Raw genomic sequence first — 17,782 nt, 5'->3', positions numbered from 1 at the left:
GGTTGGTGCGTGACGCGGGTTCGGAAGGGCTGTGACGCGGGGTCCGGAAGGGCTGCGACGGGGAGCTGGAAGGGCTGTGGCGCGGGGGCGGGGTGGGCTGTGACGCCGAGCCGGTTGGGCTGTGACGCGGGGTGGGTCGGTGCGTGACGATGCGGGGTCGGGTTGGGCTGTGACGCGGGGTGGGTCGGTGCGTGGCGCGGGGTCGGGATGGGCTGTGACGCGGGGTGGCTTGGCGCGTGACGTGGGGCCGAGGCGCTCGGACGCGGGGCGGGTCGTGCGTGACGCGGCGTGGGATCGTCGTGGCGCGGAGCCGGGCGGGCTGTGCTGCCGGGGCCCGGGCGGGCCGTAATTCGGAGGCGTTCGGTATCGGGTGCGGGTGACCATGGGGTATGCGGCCCGATGACTGGTACTTCCTCGACGACCTGGACGCCTTCCTCGCGCGCGCCGGGGCCTTCCTCCGCTCCCGTCCCGCCCTGCACACCGTCCCGCTGACGGTGACCGAGGGCCTGCGCACCCGCGGCTCCGGCCACTACGGCGGCGAGGCCCCGTACTTCGGCGTCCTGGAGAGGGACGGCGCCGTCCGCGCCGCCTGCTTCTGCACCCCTCCCTACGAGCTGTACGTCACCGCCCTCGCCCCCGAGGACGTGGACGCCCTCGCGGTCCATCTGGCCGGTCTCGGGCGGGCGTTGACCGGCGTCAACGGTGAGGCGGCCACCGCCGCCGCACTCGCCGAGGCCTGGCGGCGGCACACGGGCGGGACCGCGGTGGAGCGCGAACGCCACCGGCTGTACCGGCTGGGCACCATGACGGAACCGGGGCCCGTGCCGAAGGGCCGGCCGCGGGTGGCGCAGGAGGCCGACCGGCGGCAACTGGAGCGCTGGTACGAGGAGTTCACGCAGGCCGTCGGCGCCCATGCGGCGGTGCCCGCGGACCGGTGGGCCGACGCCCGCCTCTCCTACGGCGGGGTCACCCTCTGGGAGGACACCGACGGCACCCCCCTGTCCATGGCCGGGGTGACGCCGATGGTCGCCGGGCAGATCCGCGTGGCACCCGTCTACACCCCGGCCCCCCTGCGCGGCCGCGGCTACGCGGGGGCGGTCACGGCCGAGGTCAGCCGGGCCGCGCTGGCGGCGGGCGCGCAGGAGGTGCTGCTGTTCACCGATCTCGCGAACCCGACCAGCAACGCCCTCTACCAGCGCATCGGCTACCGCCCGGTGGCCGACTTCAGGCTGTACGGATTCACCGGGGCCTGAGCGGTCACGGCCACAGCAGCTCCTTGGCCCAACCACCGTCCTGCCGACGGTAGGTGAGCCGCACGTGCCGGCGCCGTTCGTCGCCCTGGAAGAACTCCGCCTCCTCGGGCCGCAGCCGGTACAGGGTCCAGGTGGGCACGGGCGCGCCGGGCTCCCGCCGGGCCCGCTCCCAGGCCGCCTCGGAGGCCCGCGCCAGCTCCTCGACCGACCCCAGGACCTCGCTCTGCCGGCCGGTGAGGGCGGCGGCCAGGGCTCCGGTGGAGCGGGCGTGCAGATCGCCCTGGGACTCCGCCGAGGGCGCGGCGGTGACCGGGCCGCGCAGCCGGACCTGGCGGCCCAGGCGCGGCCAGTAGAAGCCGAGGGCGGCGTACGGCCGTGCCTGGAGCTGCCTGCCCTTGCGGCTGCTCGCATGCGTGGCGAACGTCCAGCCGTCCGCGCCCGCGCCGTGCAGCATCACGATCCGTACGTCCGCCGCGCCGTCCTCGCCGGAGGTGGCCAGGGACATCGTGTGCGGCTCCGGCTGACCGGCCGCCACCGCCTCGGCGAACCACGCGGTGAACAGGGGCAGGGGCTCGGCGGGCGTACCGGCCGGGTCGAACGGGCGAAGGTCGGTGACCTCCGGGTCCCACACCCGGAGCGACCGCAGCAGTTCGTGGAGATCCTCGCTCATGCGCCGAGTATCGCCTCGCCGGACCCCGCCGAACGATTCGCGGGCAGACCAGCTCGGTGCCGGGCGACGAGGTCGCCCGCCGTCAGTCCCGCCCCAGCACCACCGTCCCCGACGAGCAGAACCAGCCGCCCGTCCCCGACGCCACCCCCAGCCGCGGCAACTGCCCGTCCCGTCCGCGCACTTGACGGGCTCCGGCCTCCCCGCGCAGCTGCCGTACCGCCTCCACGAGCAGGAACAGCCCCCGCATCCCCGGATGCTGCGCCGACAGCCCGCCCCCGTCGGTGTTCACCGGCAGCTCCCCGCCCTCCACCCTCAGCCGGCCCTTCTCCACGAACGCCCCGCCCTCCCCCTTCCCGCAGAACCCCAGGTCCTCCAGGGTCACCAGGGTCATGTAGGTGAAGGCGTCGTAGATCTGCGCGAAGTCCATCTCCTCGGGCCGCACCCCCGCCCGCCCGAACGCCAGCTTCCCGCTCACCGCCGCCGGGGAGACGGTGAAGTCCGCCCACTCCGACATCGCCGCGTGGCTGACGTGCTCCCCGGTGCCGAGCACCCGGACCGGGGCGGTACGGCAGTCCCGTACGTACTCCTCGGCCGCCAGCAGCACCGCCGCCCCGCCGTCGGAGCGGATGCAGCAGTGCAGCTTGGTGAACGGGTCGGCGATCATCGGGCCGGACAGCACGTCGTCCACCGTGACCGGGTCGCGGAACATCGCCTCGGGATTCAGGGCCGCGTTCGCCCTCGCCTGCACGGCCACCTCCGCCAACTGCTCGATCGTCGTGCCGTGTTCGATCATGTGGCGGCGGGCGGCCATGGCGTACTTGGCGATGAGCGTGTGGCCGTAGGGGACCTCGAACTGCAGCGGGCCGCGCGCGCCGAAGGAGAGGTTCCCGGTGCGCCGGCCCGCCCTGATGTCCGCGCGCGCCGTGGAGCCGTACACGAGCAGCACGGCGTTCGCGTGCCCGGCCGCGATCACGTCCGCCGCGTGCGCCGCCATCACCTCCCACGTCGAGCCGCCGACCGCCGTGGAGTCGACCCAGGTGGGGCGCAGGCCCAGGTACTCGGCCACCTCGACCGGCGGCAGCGTGCCGAGGCCGGCCGACGCGAGGCCGTCGACGTGCCGCCGGTCCAGTCCCGCGTCCGCGAGGGCGCGGCGGGCCGCCTGGGCGTGCAGGGCGTACGGCGTCGCGTCGTCGACGCGCCCACAGTCGGACAGGGCGACGCCGACCACGGCCACCCCGCGGCTCCCGCGTGTCATGAGAGGTCTCCTCCCCCTGGGCATCTCGGTCCCGCCCCCCTAATATGACGGACCGTCAGATCCGGAGGGAAGAGCCATGGACGCGAGCTTCACCGCCGAACAGGACGAGATCCGCCGCACCCTGCGCGAACTGCTCCGCAAACGCTGCGGCCCCGAGGCGCTGCGCGCCGCCCTGGACACCCCGGACGGCCACGACCCGGCCCTGTGGAGCCTGCTCGGCGAGCGGCTCGACCTGCCCGGCCTCGCCCTCCCGGAGGCGTACGACGGAGTCGGCTGCTCCACGGCCGAGCTCGCCCTGGCCGCCGAGGAGACCGGCCGGGTCCTCGCGCCCACCCCGCTCCTGGCGACCTGCGCCCTGGCCGCGCCCCTGGTCCTCGCCCTCGGCACCGAGGCCCAGCGCGCCGCCGTGCTGCCCCGTCTCGCCTCCGGCGCCCTGACCGCCGCCCTCGCCGTGCCCGGCACCGCCCTCGCCACCGCCCTCGCCCTGACCGGCGACAACGGCGGCGCGTGGGCCGGCGGCGGACGGGCCGGGGGTGTGCAGGCCAGACGGGCGGGGGAGCGGTGGCTGCTGTACGGGCAGGTCGAGCAGGTGCTGGACGGGCACGGCGCGGGGCTGCTGCTGGTCGCCGCCCACACCGGCGGCTTCGCCCGCTCGCGGACCCTCCTCTTCCTCGTACGGGGGAACGCCGACGGGCTGGTGCGCGTACGGCGGACCGCCCTCGACGCCACCCGTCCGCAGGCCCGGCTGCAGCTGCGTGACGTGGAGGGCGAGCTGCTCGGCGAGGACGGCGCGGACGTCCTGGGCGCCCTCGCGGCCGTGGGCGACGCGGCCGCCGCCGTCCTGGCCTGCGAGGCCGTCGGGGCCGCCGACCGGGCGCTGGAGCGGACCGTCGAGTACGTCGGGCAGCGGGAGCAGTTCGGGAGGGCGATCGGCTCCTTCCAGGCGGTCAAGCACCGGCTCGCCGACGTCTACGTGGGCGTGCAGGCGGCGAGGTCGGCGGCCTACTACGCGGCCTGGGCCACCGCCGGACCCGAGCCCGTGGGCGGGCTGGCCCTCGCGCAGGCGCTGGAGGCCCTGCGCCGGGCCGCCGCGGAAGGCATCCAGTTGCACGGCGGCATCGGTTTCACCTGGGAGCACGACGCGCATCTCTACTTCAAGCGAGCCGCCGGTGACGAACTGCTGTTCGGGCCGGTACACCGGCTGCGGGCACACGCGGCCGACACGGCGCGGCTCTTCGGCGACCGGGAGGTGGCGGTGTGATCGGCGAACGCGTGGTGCAGAGGATCTCGTCGACGAAGGGCTTCGCGAAAGTGGCCCCGCACGTCGTCCCCGTGCTGGACCGTGCCGTGCACCGCCTGACCCGCGGGAAAGTGCTGCTCAGCGCCCAGATGCTGCCCGGCGTCATCCTGACCTCGACCGGCGCGAAGAGCGGCCTGCCCCGCCGTACGCCGCTCGCGTGCATGCCGGAGGAGGACGGCCGCAGCTGGCTTCTCGTCGGCTCGAACTTCGGCCGTACGGACCACCCCGCCTGGACCCGCAACCTCCTCGCCCATCCGGACGCGGAGATCAGCTTCAGGGGCGCGGACATTCCCGTTCACGCCCGATTGCTCGGGGGTGAGGAGCGGACGGCGGTCTGGAAGGAGCTGCTGGTCTTCTGGCCGCCGTACGCCACCTATCAGGAGCGGGTGGACAGGGAGATCCGGATCTTCCGGATCACCCGTCGCGGTCAGTGAGTCGAGACCTGGGTGCAGGCCACGTCGTACTGGGACACCGCGTTGCCGCTGCCCGCGTTCTGGACGGAATGAGGGCCGGAACCGGCGTAGTTGGCGCCGGCGACACCGCCCGGGTCCTCGTTGAACGCGGAACCGGGGGCGCTCGATGCGTGGCCGGGGCTCGCGGGCTCGGCCTGGCAGGACTGATCGGGCTGGCCCGTCGCGAGGGCGGGCCCCGCGGCGATCCCCGCGGCGCCGGTGATCAGGGCGGCCGAGGCCATGGCGACGGCCGCTCGCTTGAGGACGTTCATGAGTACGTCTCCCTTCGCGGAGTAGCTCCCCATAGATACGCAAACCGGATGGAAAGCACTCACCGCGATCAGAGCGCCGCCGGATCCTCCGCTCAGCACAGCAGGCGGTGGTCCCGGGCTCGATCACCCGGGGCCACCGCCTGCGAGACAGGACTGGGGGTCTGGAAAGGAGGGGCGGGCTACTTCGTGGGCTTCTTGCCCGTCACGCCCAGGTACACCAACAGCGCCAGGTTCGGCTTCAGTTCGGCCTGCTTCACACCCCAGGTCTGGAAGCCCTTCTGGTGCGAGGCGACGGCCGCGAGCATCGCGACCAGTGAACCGGCGACCGCGGCCGGGTTCACGTCCTTGTCGACCTTGCCCTTGGACTGCAGCTCGGCGACCGAGTCCGCGAGGGAGTTGTTCACCGAGTTCAGGATCTTCATGCGGATCTTGTAGAACCGCTTGTCGCCCTCGGCCGCGCCGAGGTCGACGACGCGCAGGATCGCGTCGTTCTTGCGCCAGAACTCCAGGAATCCGTCCACGAGTTCCTGCGCGGTCTGCCAGCCGGCCTTGCCGACCCAGGAACGGCCCTCGAGCAGTGCCGTCAACTGGCCGCCCTCGGTGGCCATTTGCTCGGCGATCTCCAGGACGGCGCCTTCGACGTCCGGGAAGTACTGGTAGAAGGTCGCGGGCGAAGTCCCCGCCTTCCGGGCGACATCGATGACTTTGACGTCCCGGTAGGGGGAGGAGCTGAGCATCTCGCTGAGGCAGTCGAGCAGCTTCTGCCGGGTCGCCTGCCCACGCCGACCCGCCACACGGCCGTCGACGGTACGCACTTGTCCTGTCATGCCGTCAGCTTACCGAGGGGTGATCGGAGCGCGATTCGGCCGACTGCAAATGGGGTGCACGAGGGTGTGGAGACAGGTGTGGCTGGTCCTGCGCGGTGTGCAAGGCGCCGCTAGGTTGGCGGTATGGCCGAAAACAGGGCATCCGCGTACGGAGAGGGCGTCCCCTGCTGGGTGGACGCGCAGCTTCCCGACGTCGAGGCGGGCAAGCGGTTCTACGGTGAGCTCTTCGGGTGGACCTTCGAGGAGCAGCGCTACGGCGGCTCCGTGTGGGCGCACCAGGGGGGCGAGCCGGTGGCCGCGCTGGCCCGCAAGGCGGACGGGCGGCTGCCCACCGTCTGGACGGTGTACTTCTGCACGCCGGACGTGGAGGCGCTGGCCGACCGGGTCTGGGCGGCCGGCGGCCAGGTCGTCACCGCGCCCGTGCCGGTGGGCGACCTGGGCACGACCGCGCTGGTCACCGACCCCGAGGGTGCGGTCTTCGGCCTCTGGGAGCCGGGTGGCCACCCCGGCTTCGGCCGGCGGCACGAGCCGGGCACCTTCGCCTGGGCCGAGCTGTACGCCCGCGACACCGAGGCCGCCAACACCTTCTACGGCGAGCTGTTCCACGACGCCCTGTTCGGTCCGGACGCCGCGCCCGACTTCGGCCGTGCGGCGGTCGCCGAGGTCTTCCCGGCCGAGATGCCGCCGCACTTCCTCGTCCACTTCGCGGTCGAGGACTGCGAGGAGGTTCTCGTGACGGTCGGCCGGCTCGGCGGCCGCGTCCAGGCACCACCATTCGAGACGTCGTACGGAAGGGTGGCGGTCGTCACCGACAATCAAGGGGCCTCGTTCGCCGTCCTGGAGCGGCCCGAGCGCTGAGCCGAACCGGGAATCGTTCCGTTTTGGGGTGAGACACCCCGATTCGTGTCCGGGTTCGCCACAGGTGCCCGGGCCAGGAAGAATCGGGGTGCGTGCCGCCAGGGCGGTGCGGTGGTGAGACGCTGCACTTCGGTCGCGTAATCATGTGACTGGCGCGGCTCGTACGGGGAGGTGGCAGGCAGAGTGGTGGATCAGCTGACGCAGCACGATCCGCGGCGGATCGGGCCGTTCGAGGTGCTGGGACGGCTGGGAGCCGGCGGCATGGGGCTGGTCTATCTCGCGCGCTCGGCGTCGGGCCGGCGCGTGGCGATCAAGACGGTCCGGACCGAGCTCGCCGAGGACCAGCTCTTCCGCGTGCGCTTCACGCGCGAGGTGGAGGCGGCCCGGGCGGTCTCCGGCTTCTACACGGCCGCGGTCGTCGACGCCGACCCGCGTGCTGCCGTGCCCTGGCTGGCCACCGCCTACGTCCCCGCGCCCTCGCTCGAGGAGATAGTGAACGAGTGCGGGCCGCTTCCTGCCCAGGCCGTGCGCTGGCTCGCGGCCGGCGTGGCGGAGGCGCTGCAGTCCATCCACGGCGCCGGGCTGGTCCACCGTGACCTCAAGCCCTCGAACGTCCTGGTGGTCGAGGACGGCCCCCGGGTGATCGACTTCGGTATCGCCTCCGGCGTCTCGAACACCCGGCTGACCATGACGAACGTCGCCGTCGGCACCCCCGCCTACATGTCCCCGGAGCAGGCCAAGGACTCCCGGAGCGTGACCGGCGCGAGCGACGTCTTCTCGCTCGGCTCGATGCTGGTCTTCGCCGCCACCGGTCACCCGCCCTTCCACGGCGCCAACCCGGTCGAGACGGTCTTCATGCTGCTGCGCGAGGGCCCGGACCTGGAGGGCCTGCCGGACGAGCTGCGCCCGCTGATCGAGTCCTGCATGCAGATGGAGGCCACGGGCCGCCCCAACCCGGCCGACCTCCAGGCCCAGCTCGCCCCGCACCTGTTCGGCTCCGGCTCCGACGACAGCGGCACGGCCTCGGCCTGGCTGCCCGACAAGGCCGTCGCCCTCATCGAGGCGCGGGGCCGCGGCGGCCGCCCGGTGCCGCAGGGTCCCGGCCGCGGCGCGGGCGGCCGTCAGGTCCCCGCCCCCATCCCGCCGCCGCCCGCGCACGACCCGGCACCCGTCCCCGTCGGCGCTCCCGACACGGGCCCCGTCCGGCTGGCCGGCGGCCAGGTGCCCATCGGCCCCGGCCCGCGCGTCGCCGACGTCCGCGCCGCCGCCGTCAAGGCGCCCCCGCCGGAGGCCGCCCTGGCCGCCTCCTGGTCCAAGGCCCGCCCCGGCGTCAACGGCGCCGACCCCGCCGTGGGCCCCGCCGTGCCGGCACCCGCGCCCCCGGAGACGGCGGCCGGCTGGCGGCCCTGGCGGTTCCGCATGTCCAACGACGTCTGGGGCACTCCGTCGGTCTCCGGCGACCTCGTGTACGTCACCTCCTTCGAGGTGCACGCCCTGGACGTGGCCACCGGCCGGCGCCGCTTCAAGACCCGGGACGTCGCCTGGTCGATGGCGGTCGCGGACGGCCGTATCCACGCCTCCGACGGACCCACGCTGTTCGCCCTGGACTGCCGGGAGGGCGCGGACCTGTGGCGGCTGTCCACCGACGCCTGGGTGTACTCCCTGCACGCCGACCGCGGCACGGTCGTCACCGGCACGCGCGGCGGCGGCGTCCAGGCATGGGAGGCCGCCAACGGGCAGAAGCTGTGGGAGCTCACCGGCGCGCAGACCGACTTCGAGCAGCCCGAGGCCGGGCCCGCCGTCCACGAGGGCACGGTCTACGTCTGGCAGGACGCCCGGCTGCGCGCCCTGGACGCCCGCACGGGCGACGAGCGCTGGTCCTACCCGATCGGCGACGCGGCCTCCTGCGGCGGCGTCCCGGTCCGGGTGACGCCCGCGCCCGACGGCTACGTGTACGTCTCCGCCGGCACCCGCGTGCTGGCCCTCGACATCGCGGGCGGCCACGTCAAATGGCACTTCGAGGCCCCCGCGGTCTTCCTGTCCCCGCCCACCTTCGCGCCCGGCCCGGCGGTCACCGGCGGCGGCATCTACCTCGCCGACTACCTGGGTACGGTCTACGCCCTCGACGCCGCCGACGGCCGCGACCGCTGGCGCATCGCCACCGAGTCCCGCTCCTCGATCGACCCGGTCCTGGTGGCGGCGGGCCACGTCCACGTCGGCAGCGGCAAGGGTCTCTACACCCTGGACGCGGTCACGGGCACGCCCAAGTGGCGCTTCCAGGCGGGCGGCGACATCGTCGGCGCCCCGGCCGTCGCGGAGGGCCGTATCCACTTCGGCTCCACCGACCACCTGCTGTACACGCTGAAGGCCGACGACGGCCGGCTGCGCTGGAAGCTGGCGACCGGCGGCGAGATCACCGGCTCGCCGGTGGTCCGGGACGGCGTCGTGTACGCGTGCAGCAAGGACCGGTGCGTGTACGCGCTGGACGCGGAGAAGGGCACCGGCACCGCGCGCACCGCGTGAGGTGCCGGTGACGGCCGTCGTACCTGCTGACGGAAGGGTGTCGGACGGCGGCCGTCACCGATGACGCTACGCCCGGTGCGCGACGGCCGCCACGCGGTGACACGCTCGTGACGGACCGTCGCGAGGGCCTGTCGTTCGGATCAGTTCGGCGTCGCGGGGCCTGGCACGCACTCCCCCAGAGGGGACACCCCCAGCCGCGTTGTCGTCACTCGCCGACTCCCCCACTCTCGGCATCGCTCGAGCGGAGGGACCCCCATCGCGTCGACTCCCTCCTCCGCCTTGCAGCCGCAACGCACCAGCCCCCGCTCGGCTCGGCCATGACGACCCGTCCCCTCCAGCCGACCTGATCCAAACGGCAGGCCCTAGGCTGGCGGTATGAACATACGGGGGCGTGGTCTCAGGTTCGTGGCTGTCAGCGGGTTCGTGGTCCTGTCGCTGACGGGCTTCTCGACCGGACGGCATCATGGCATCGGCAAGCACCACAGCAGCGGTGGCGGGTGCAGCAGTTCCTCGCAGGACCACGACACCTCGCGGCACACGACCACCACGACCGGCGGCAGCGGCTCGTACCCGTCGTCCGCGGCGGCCTCGGCGTCGCCCGCGATGGCGGTCCTGATGAGCTGCGCGAGCGTGAAGCAGCCGTACGCGACGGTCCGGGTCAGCAACCCGAACACCACCGCGGGAACCTTCGACGTCACCGTCACCTTCCTCGACGCCAAGGGCGGCGTCGTCACCACCCAGGTCGACCGGGCACGGGTGCCGGCGAGCGGGACGGTCACGCTGCGCGAGTACGTCGGCGGCGGCGACGCCCAGGTCTCCCGCGTCGACCACTGCGAGGTACGCGACCTGGCGCCGGCGTCGAGCTGAGCCCCTACCGCGTCCTGAACCCCTTGCCCCGCCCGGCGAACAGCTCCGCCTGCCGTTCGCCCGGCAGGTTGCCGAGCGCGATCAGAGGGGGCGCCTGCGCGAACCCCGCGGCGACGGCGCCCTCCCTGGCCGCCCACAGGGCCCGCACGGTTCCCTGGACGCCCTCGGCCGGATACCCGGCGAGCACGGTGGCGCACTCCGTCGCCGCCGCCAACGCCTCGCCCGGAGCGGTGAGTTCGGAGACCAGCCCGATGGCGTGGGCGCGCTCGGCGGAGAGCCGTTCCGCCGTGCCCATGAGCATCATCCGGGCGACCTCCCCGTACGGCATCCGCTGGGCGAGGAGCACCGACTCGTAGGCGCTGACCATGCCGTACGTGGTGTGCGGGTCGAAGAATGCGGCGGTGGGGTCGGCGACGAGGAAGTCCGCCTCCCCGAGGAGGTAGAAGGCGCCCCCGCAGGCCATGCCGGTCACCGCGGCGATCACCGGTTTCCACAGGTCGTTGGACTTGGGCCCGACGCGCAGCAGCGGATCGTCGGCCATGTAGGGGGAGGAGGGCTGGGGGACCACGGCGTCCCGGTCGAGTCCGGTGCAGAAGGCCCGTTCCCCGGCGCCGGTCAGGACGACGGCCCGTACGGAGTCGTCGAACCGCAACTCCCGCCACACCTGAAGAAGTTCGTCGCGCATGGCGAGGTCGATGGCGTTGAGGCGCTCGGGCCGGTCGAGGGTGACGACGGCGACCCCGGTGTCCTTGTCGGCGGCCAGCCGCACGGTCCTCGTCATGGGCGCTCCAGGACCCACTGGGGCAGTCCGCCGTCGGTGAAGACGACCTGTACCCGCGCGCCGATCCGGATGCGCTCGGGCGGCACCGAGTCCAGCCGTGCCCCGGCCTCGGCGACGAGGTTGCCGACGAGCCGGACGCGCGGGGCGTCGGCGAGTTCGACGACGATCACGTTGTACGGGGCCTGCTCGGCGTAGGCGGGCAGCAGTGGCGGGTGGGGGCGGACGTAGGACCAGATGCGTCCGTGGCCCTCGGTGCGGCGCCACTCGGCGGCGAAGGACTGGCAGTGCGGGCAGCAGGGGCGCGGCGGGAAGCGCGGCTCGCCGCAGTCGGCGCACGCCTGCACGCGCAGTTCGCCCTGGCGGGCGTAGCCCCAGAAGGGGGCGCCGTCGGCGTCGGTGACGGGGCTCAGCATCGCGGGCTCGGAGGGCATGTGTGCCTCAACTCCTCAGCAGCAGGGCGGAGGTGGGGACCCCCTCGCCGGCGGTGACGAGGCAGGTGGCGGCGTCCGGGACCTGGGCGGTGCCGGTGCCGCGCAGCTGCCGTACGCCTTCGTTGATCAGGTTGAAGCCGTGCACGTAGGCCTCGCTCAGTCCGCCGCCGCCGGTGTTCAGGGGCAGCCGTCCGCCGATCTCCAGAGCGCCCTGCTCGGTGAAGGCCCCGCCCTCGCCGCGCCCGCAGAAGCCGTAGCCCTCCAGGGACAGCGGGATCAGCGCGGTGAACGCGTCGTAGATCTGGGCGACGTCGACGTCCTGGGGGGTGAAGTCGGCGTGCTTCCACAGGTGCCGGGCGGCGGTCCAGGCGGGGCCGGTGAGCGGGTCGTCGTTCCAGTAGTTGACCATGCCGTGGTGCTGGGCGGGCAGGCCCTGGGCGGCGGAGTGGACGTACACGGGGGTTTGCCGGCAGTCCCGGGCGCGCTCGGCGCTGACCACCACGCAGGCCAGCGCGCCGTCCGTCTCCAGGCAGTTGTCGAAGAGGCACAGGGGCTCGCTGATCCAGCGGGAGGTCATGTACATCTCGCGGGTCAGCGGGCGGTCGTACATGACGGCGGCCGGGTTCTGGTTCGCGCGGTTGCGGCAGGCGAGGGCGACGTTGAAGAGGTGGTCGCGGGTCGCGCCGTACTCGTGCATGTAGCGGCGCGTGAGCATGGCGATCTCGTCCGCGGGACGGAGCAGGCCGAACGGGCGGGTCCACTGGGCGGGGGTGGGGAGCTGGACGGTGGTGTTGGTCCAGGGGCGCGGTCCCGAGCCCCGCTTGCGCGAGCGCCAGGCGACGCCGACGCTCGCCTGTCCGGTGGCGATGGCGGCGGCGAGGTGGGCGACGGTGGCGCACGAACCGCCGCCGCCGTAGCCGACCTTGCTGAAGAAGGTCAGGTCGCCGAAGCCGACGGCCTTGGCCAGCTCCACCTCGTCCGTCTCCTCCATCGTGTAGGAGGCGAGGGCGTCCACCTCGCCGGGCGCGATGCCGGCGTCGTCGAGGGCGGCGAGCACGGCACGGCAGGCCAGCGTGCGCTCGTCCTCGGGGAGCCGCTTGCCGAAGGCGGTCTGCCCTATGCCGACGATCGCGGTGGCGTCCTTGAGTCCGGGCATGTCGGGGCACCTCCGCGTGGGGACAGGGCGGCTGACAGTGCGTCAGGTTACAGCTAATCTGACGGGTAGTCAGCTACGAGGTTGGGGGCTGTTGTGCGCGGTGACGTGGAGTGGGGCAGCATTCCGGGGCTCGTCCGGTCGGCGGCCGAGCGGTACGCCGACGTCGAGGCGGTGGTGGAGGGCCGCACCCGGATCTCGTACGCCGAACTGGGCGCCCGCGTCGAACGCTCGGCGGCGGCCTGCCTCGCCGCGGGCGTCGAGCCCGGCGACCGGGTCGGGATCTGGGCCCCGAACTCGCTGGACTGGATCGTCGCGGCACTCGGCGCGGTGTCGACCGGGGCGGTGCTCGTGCCGGTCAACACGCGCTTCAAGGGCACGGAGGCCGTCGAGGTGCTGCGCGGCAGCGGGGCCCGGCTGCTGTTCGTGACCGGCACGTTCCTCGGGACGTCGTACGTGGCCTCGCTGCGGCGGGCGATCGCCGAGGGGCCGGGACTGCCCGGCCTGGAGCAGGTGGTGGTGCTCTCCGACGACGCGCCCGCCGACTTCCGGACCTGGAAGGACTTCCTGGCGGGCGGTGACGGGGTCCCGGCAGGCCGGGTGCGGGCGCGCGCGGTGGCGGTCGAGGGCTCCTGGCCGTCGGACATCGTCTTCACGTCCGGCACGACGGGCCGCCCCAAGGGCGCGGTGATCACCCACGCGCAGTCGCTGCGGGCGTACGAGATCTGGTGCGACCTCGCCGGACTGCGCCGGGGCGACCGCTACCTCGTCGTCAACCCCTTCTTCCACACCTTCGGTTACAAGGCCGGCGTCCTGGCCTGTCTGATGCGGGGCGCGACGATGATCCCCCAGCCGGTGTTCGACGTGGACACGGTCCTGGCCAACATCGCGGCCGAACGCGTCTCGGTGCTGCCCGGACCGCCCACCCTGCACCAGTCGCTGCTCGACCACCCCGCCCGGGGCGCGCACGACCTGTCCGCGCTGCGGCTGGTGGTGACGGGCGCCGCGGTGGTGCCGCTGCGGCTGGTGGAGCGGCTGCGCGGGGAACTGGGCGTGGAGACGGTCCTGACGGCGTACGGCCTGTCGGAGGCGAGCGGCATCGTCACGATGTGCCGCCGCGGCGACGACCCCACGGTGATCGCCTCGACGTCGGGCCGGGCGATCCCCGGCACCGAGGTCCGCGTCGAGGCACCGCCCGGCGACCCCGGAGAGGTCCTGGTCCGCGGCTTCAACGTCATGCGCGGCTACTACGAGGACGTGTTCATCGTCGGCGGCTTCAACGCCTACCCGGCCGAGATAGAGCAACTCCTCGGCCTGCACCCGGACGTGGCGGACGTCGCCGTCGTCGGCGTCCCCGACCCGCGCCTGGGCGAGGTCGGCAAGGCCTACGTGGTGCGCCGGCCGGGGGCCGTGCTGACGGCGGACGACCTGATGGCCTGGTCCCGGCGCGAGATGGCGAACTACAAGGTGCCCAGGGCGGTGGAGTTCGTCCCCCAATTGCCCCGGAACGCCAGCGGGAAGGTGGTCAAGGGCGAGCTGCGCGGGCGGCGGCCCTGAACCCGCCGGCCGCGCACGCACGCCGAGCGCGACGGCTCCCCTCCGGGCCGTCGCGCTCGATCCCCCCGTGTGTGCGGTCCTACTTCGTCGGCCTGAACGGCTCCGACGTGGCGTGCATGTCCTTGGTCTCCAGCGGCTCGTCGGTGGCGTGCATGTCGTCCGTCGTCACCGGCTCGTCGGTGGCGTGCATGTCCTGGACGGTCGCCTTGGCGTCCGTGGCGTGCATGTCGGCCGGCTTGAGCTCGTCGCTCATCTTCGTCAACTCCCCTTGGGTCTGTTCGGCTGCGTGGATCGCGAGGCCCGCCCGGTCACTCCCCCGAGGATGACCGGGCGGGCCTGTCCGGGCCGTTCACCCTAATCAGTGGGTGCGGGACCCTCCGCAGTGACCCGTCTGCCCCCCGACGCGACGGATCGACTGAGTCGAGGATGGCGCACGGCGATAAACGAATGATGAACGGCCCGACGAGGCCGTTCAGGCCGCCCGTACGGGAGTCAGCAGCGCCCGTACCTCCGCTGCCTCGGGCGAGCCGAGCTCCTCGTAGATGCCGACCGCCTCCTGCCAGCAGACGTGCGCCCGGCCGAGCTGCCCGATGCCGCCGAGAGCGCGGCCGAGGACGGTCAGGACGTTGCCCCGCCGCCACTCGCCGCCGATGCCGCGCAGTACGGTCAGCGCCATCTCGGCGTTGGCGGCGGCCTGCGCGGGCCGCCGGGCGGCGAGGTCGACCTCGGCCAGCCGGAACAGGCTCATGCCCTCCCACAGGCGCTGGCGGCTCTCCCGGAACACCTCCAGGGCCTCGTGCAGGCGATGGCCCGCGGCGTCCAGCTCGCCGCTCTGGGTGAGCGCCAGACCCAGCGCGTACCGGGCGTTCGCACCCCGCATGGAGTTGCCCATGGCGTCGTAGAGCTCGAGGCCCTGCTGCGCCAGCTCGACCGCGCTCGCCGTCCGGCCGGTGGCGAGGTGGATGCGGGACAGGTTGCACAGGGCGCTGGCCTCGCCGGCGCGGTCGCTCAGGGTGCGGAAGTGCTCGATGGCCTGCGAAAGGTGCTCCTCGCCGTCCTCATGGCGGTTCTGGTAGAGCGCCATGATGCCGCGGGCGTTGCGGGCCCAGCACACGGGCAGCAGGTCGTCCGCCCGCTGCGCGAGGAGTGTGACGCGCTCCGCCTCCTGGTCCGCCAGCTCGAAACGGCCGCTGACGTGGTGGACGTTCACCTGCGTCATCAGGGCGCGCGCCTCGGCCCGGTCGGCGCCGTACCGCCGGGCCGCCTCCAGCAGGGCCTCCGCGGTCGCCTCGTACTCCCTGGAGTTGGCCCCCGACTCGGACAGGTCGTGCGCGACCCAGAGCAGGTCGACGGCGCGGCTGAGCGTCTCGGGCCGTCCCGCGGCCTGCCGCACGCACGCGAGCAGGCAGATGGCCTCCGCGTAGAGCCAGTCCTGCGCCGCGCGCAGGTCGGTGAACGGCACCCCGGGATACGCCGTCCCCTCCAGGTGGTCCACCAGCCGGTCCCCGGGCCGTTCCAGGGCGTACACGCCCGCCGCCGTCGCCAGGTAGAAGTCCAGCAGGCGGGACAGGGCGGCCTCCCGCTCACTCGGCGGCCACTCGTCGCGTTCCGCGCACGCACGCGCGTAGAGCCGTACGAGGTCGTGGTAGCGGTAGCGGCCGGGCGCCGCCGACTCCAGCAGCGAGGTGTCCACGAGGGACTCCAGCAGGTCCTCCGTCTCCTCCGCCGGGAGGCCGAGGACGGCCGCGGCGGCGGACAGGGAGATGTCCGGGCCGTCCGCGAGCCCGAGCAGCCGGAAGGCGCGGGCCTGGGCCGGCTCCAGCTGGCCGTAGCCGAGTTCGAAGGTGGCCTTGACCGCCAGGTCACCGGCCTGGAGCTCGTCCAGGCGGCGCCGCTCGTCCGCCAGTTTCGCCGCGAGGACGGAGACCGTCCACGTCCTGCGCGCGGCCAGCCGGGACGCGGCGATCCGGATGGCGAGGGGCAGGAAGCCGCAGGCCGCGACCACGTCCAGGGCGGCCTTCCGCTCCGACGCGACCCGCTCCTCGCCGACGATCTTCGTGAACAGTTGCAGCGCCTCGTCGGGGGACATCACGTCGAGGTCCACCAGGTGGGCGCCCGCGAGGTCCACCATCCGCACCCGCGAGGTCACCAGGGCCGCGCAGCCCTCCGTCCCGGGCAGCAGCGGACGCACCTGGGCCGCGTCCCGGGCGTTGTCCAGCAGGACCAGGACCCGGCGGCCGTCGAGGACCGAGCGGTACAGGGCGGCCCGTTCCTCCAGGGAGTCCGGGATCGCCGTGTCGGGGGTGCCCAGGGCCCGCAGGAAGGAGCCCAGCACGGTCTCCGGTTCGGCGGCCCGCGCCCCGGCGCCCATCAGGTCGACGTAGAGCTGGCCGTCGGGGAAGGCCGACCGGGCCTGGTGGGCGACGTGCACCGCGAGCGTCGTCTTGCCGACGCCGCCGATCCCGGCCAGCGCCGACACGGCCATCACCCGGCCCTCGGCCAAGGACAGGACCTCGCCGAGCTCGCGCACGAAGGCCGCCCGGCCCGTGAAGTCCGGGACGGTGGCGGGGAGCTGGGCCGGACGCACGGGTGCGGCGGCGGGCTCGGCCGGCGGGGCGGAGGGCTCCGCCAGGCCCGGGTCGGCCTCCAGGATGCGCTGCTGCAGCTCCCGCAGGGCCGGGCGGGGGTCGACGCCCAGTTCGTCGGCCAGCAGCCGGCGGGTGTCCGCGTACACCGCGAGGGCCTCCGCCTGCCGGCCGCTGCGGTAGAGCGCCAGCATCAGCAGCTCGCGCAGGCGCTCGCGCAGCGGGTGGGCCGCGGTGAGGGCGGTGAGCTCGGAGACGGCCTCCGCGTGGCAGCCCTGCTCCAGGTCCATGTCCAGGCGGGATTCGAGGAGTTGCAGACGCCACTCCTCCAGGCGGACGCGCTGGGCCTCCGCGTAGGGGCCGGGCACGCCCGCGAGTGTCTCCCCGTCCCACAGGGCCAGCGCGCGGCCCAGCACCTCGCGGGCGTGGCTCAGGTCCCCGGCGCTCTTGGCCTTCTCCGCCTCGGTCGCCAGGTCCTGGGCGACCGCCAGGTCGAGGGCGCCCTCGGCCAGGCCGCGGATCGCGTAGCCGCCCGACTCGCTCACCAGCACCCCGGCGTCCAGCACCTTGCGCAGTCGCGACGCGTACGTGCGCACCGCCGCCAGCGCCTGCGACGGCGGTTCCTCGCCCCACAGGGCGTCGATCAGCTCGGCGGCGGTCGCCGTACGGCCCTCGCGCAGCAGCAGGGCGGCCAGCAGGGCGCGTTGCTGCGGGGAGCCCGTGTTCAACGACTCGTCCCCGCGCCGGGCGCGCACGGGTCCGAGCACGCCGAAGCACAGGGCCGCAGGCTCCGCAGAGGGGCTCGAACGCCTCTGCTCGGGCACCCGCGGTACACGGTCGACCATCGCCGTCCCCCTAGACACAGTGAGCAACCCCGTCAGTCTGCCTTGTCCAGGGCGGATGCGTCAGCTGTGGAGGGGGCGGTCACGGCCGGACGGGCGGTATGTCACAAGGCCCTCACGCGGCCTTCGCACACTTCCGCACAGACCCGCACCGGA

16 protein-coding genes are annotated in these 17,782 nt (G+C 73.8%); 7 read left to right on the top strand and 9 right to left on the bottom strand.

Annotated features, from left to right (window positions below; genetic code table 11):
* Positions 1-389: 389 nt before the first annotated feature.
* Complete coding sequence (locus tag LN251_RS11720) at positions 390-1,253, top strand: GNAT family N-acetyltransferase (protein WP_458244382.1); 864 nt, start codon at positions 390-392, stop codon at positions 1,251-1,253.
* A gap of 4 nt (positions 1,254-1,257) precedes the next feature.
* Here the strand turns inward: LN251_RS11720 and LN251_RS11715 are convergent, their stop codons facing one another.
* Positions 1,258-1,923: a pyridoxine/pyridoxamine 5'-phosphate oxidase gene (locus LN251_RS11715; RefSeq protein WP_458244381.1), complete on the bottom strand. Its 666-nt coding sequence runs from the start codon at positions 1,921-1,923 to the stop codon at positions 1,258-1,260.
* Between the two features lie 82 nt (positions 1,924-2,005).
* Positions 2,006-3,178, bottom strand: a complete 1,173-nt coding sequence (locus LN251_RS11710) for a thiolase C-terminal domain-containing protein (protein ID WP_458244380.1) — start codon at positions 3,176-3,178, stop codon at positions 2,006-2,008.
* 76 nt (positions 3,179-3,254) lie between these two features.
* Here LN251_RS11710 and LN251_RS11705 point away from each other — a divergent pair, with 76 nt between their 5' ends.
* Together LN251_RS11705 and LN251_RS11700 are read left to right on the top strand one after the other, a co-directional pair.
* A complete protein-coding gene (locus tag LN251_RS11705; RefSeq protein WP_458244379.1) occupies positions 3,255-4,439 on the top strand; it encodes an acyl-CoA dehydrogenase family protein in 1,185 nt (394 codons plus the stop codon).
* Positions 4,436-4,912 (top strand): nitroreductase/quinone reductase family protein, encoded by a 477-nt coding sequence (locus tag LN251_RS11700; RefSeq protein ID WP_458244378.1) that lies wholly within the window; start codon positions 4,436-4,438, stop codon positions 4,910-4,912. The genes LN251_RS11705 and LN251_RS11700 overlap by 4 nt, the downstream gene beginning before the upstream one ends.
* Here LN251_RS11700 and LN251_RS11695 read toward each other — a convergent pair.
* Complete coding sequence (locus LN251_RS11695) at positions 4,906-5,202, bottom strand: hypothetical protein (RefSeq protein WP_458244377.1); 297 nt, start codon at positions 5,200-5,202, stop codon at positions 4,906-4,908. The two genes, LN251_RS11700 and LN251_RS11695, sit on opposite strands and share 7 nt — an antisense overlap.
* Positions 5,203-5,381: 179 nt before the next feature.
* A complete protein-coding gene (locus tag LN251_RS11690) occupies positions 5,382-6,017 on the bottom strand; it encodes a TetR family transcriptional regulator (RefSeq protein ID WP_142154570.1) in 636 nt (211 codons plus the stop codon).
* Positions 6,018-6,152: 135 nt separating this feature from the next.
* Here LN251_RS11690 and LN251_RS11685 point away from each other — a divergent pair, with 135 nt between their 5' ends.
* From LN251_RS11685 to LN251_RS11675, 3 genes are all read left to right on the top strand, one after another.
* Positions 6,153-6,887 (top strand): VOC family protein, encoded by a 735-nt coding sequence (locus tag LN251_RS11685; protein ID WP_458244376.1) that lies wholly within the window; start codon positions 6,153-6,155, stop codon positions 6,885-6,887.
* Between the two features lie 183 nt (positions 6,888-7,070).
* On the top strand, positions 7,071-9,410 hold the full coding sequence (locus tag LN251_RS11680) for an outer membrane protein assembly factor BamB family protein (protein ID WP_458244375.1): 2,340 nt from the start codon (positions 7,071-7,073) through the stop codon (positions 9,408-9,410).
* Between the two features lie 405 nt (positions 9,411-9,815).
* Positions 9,816-10,277 carry a hypothetical protein gene (locus LN251_RS11675; protein WP_458244374.1) on the top strand — a complete coding sequence of 154 codons (462 nt, stop codon included), beginning with the start codon at positions 9,816-9,818 and terminating at the stop codon, positions 10,275-10,277.
* 4 nt (positions 10,278-10,281) lie between these two features.
* On the opposite strand, the gene LN251_RS11670 is transcribed toward LN251_RS11675, so the two are convergent.
* The 3 genes from LN251_RS11670 to LN251_RS11660 are packed head-to-tail and all read right to left on the bottom strand — an operon-like array spanning position 10,282 to position 12,645.
* Entirely contained in the window at positions 10,282-11,058 is a 777-nt protein-coding gene (locus LN251_RS11670) for an enoyl-CoA hydratase/isomerase family protein (RefSeq protein WP_458244373.1), read from the bottom strand.
* A complete protein-coding gene (locus LN251_RS11665) occupies positions 11,055-11,471 on the bottom strand; it encodes a Zn-ribbon domain-containing OB-fold protein (RefSeq protein WP_458246704.1) in 417 nt (138 codons plus the stop codon). Before LN251_RS11665 ends, LN251_RS11670 begins: the two co-directional genes overlap by 4 nt.
* A gap of 25 nt (positions 11,472-11,496) precedes the next feature.
* Positions 11,497-12,645 (bottom strand): lipid-transfer protein, encoded by a 1,149-nt coding sequence (locus LN251_RS11660; RefSeq protein ID WP_458244372.1) that lies wholly within the window; start codon positions 12,643-12,645, stop codon positions 11,497-11,499.
* A 93-nt stretch (positions 12,646-12,738) separates the two neighbouring features.
* Here LN251_RS11660 and LN251_RS11655 point away from each other — a divergent pair, with 93 nt between their 5' ends.
* Entirely contained in the window at positions 12,739-14,199 is a 1,461-nt protein-coding gene (locus LN251_RS11655) for an AMP-binding protein (RefSeq protein ID WP_458244371.1), read from the top strand.
* A gap of 79 nt (positions 14,200-14,278) precedes the next feature.
* Here the strand turns inward: LN251_RS11655 and LN251_RS11650 are convergent, their stop codons facing one another.
* Positions 14,279-14,452: a hypothetical protein gene (locus LN251_RS11650; protein ID WP_458244370.1), complete on the bottom strand. Its 174-nt coding sequence runs from the start codon at positions 14,450-14,452 to the stop codon at positions 14,279-14,281.
* Between the two features lie 219 nt (positions 14,453-14,671).
* Positions 14,672-17,629, bottom strand: coding sequence for a BTAD domain-containing putative transcriptional regulator (locus LN251_RS11645; protein WP_458244369.1), 2,958 nt, complete (start codon positions 17,627-17,629; stop codon positions 14,672-14,674).
* Positions 17,630-17,782 lie beyond the last annotated feature (153 nt).

Source organism: Streptomyces sp. MAI_2237 (genome assembly GCF_054189285.1).
The sequence above is the reverse complement of the archived record's forward strand: the minus strand, read 5'-3'. Positions and strand labels throughout refer to the sequence as shown.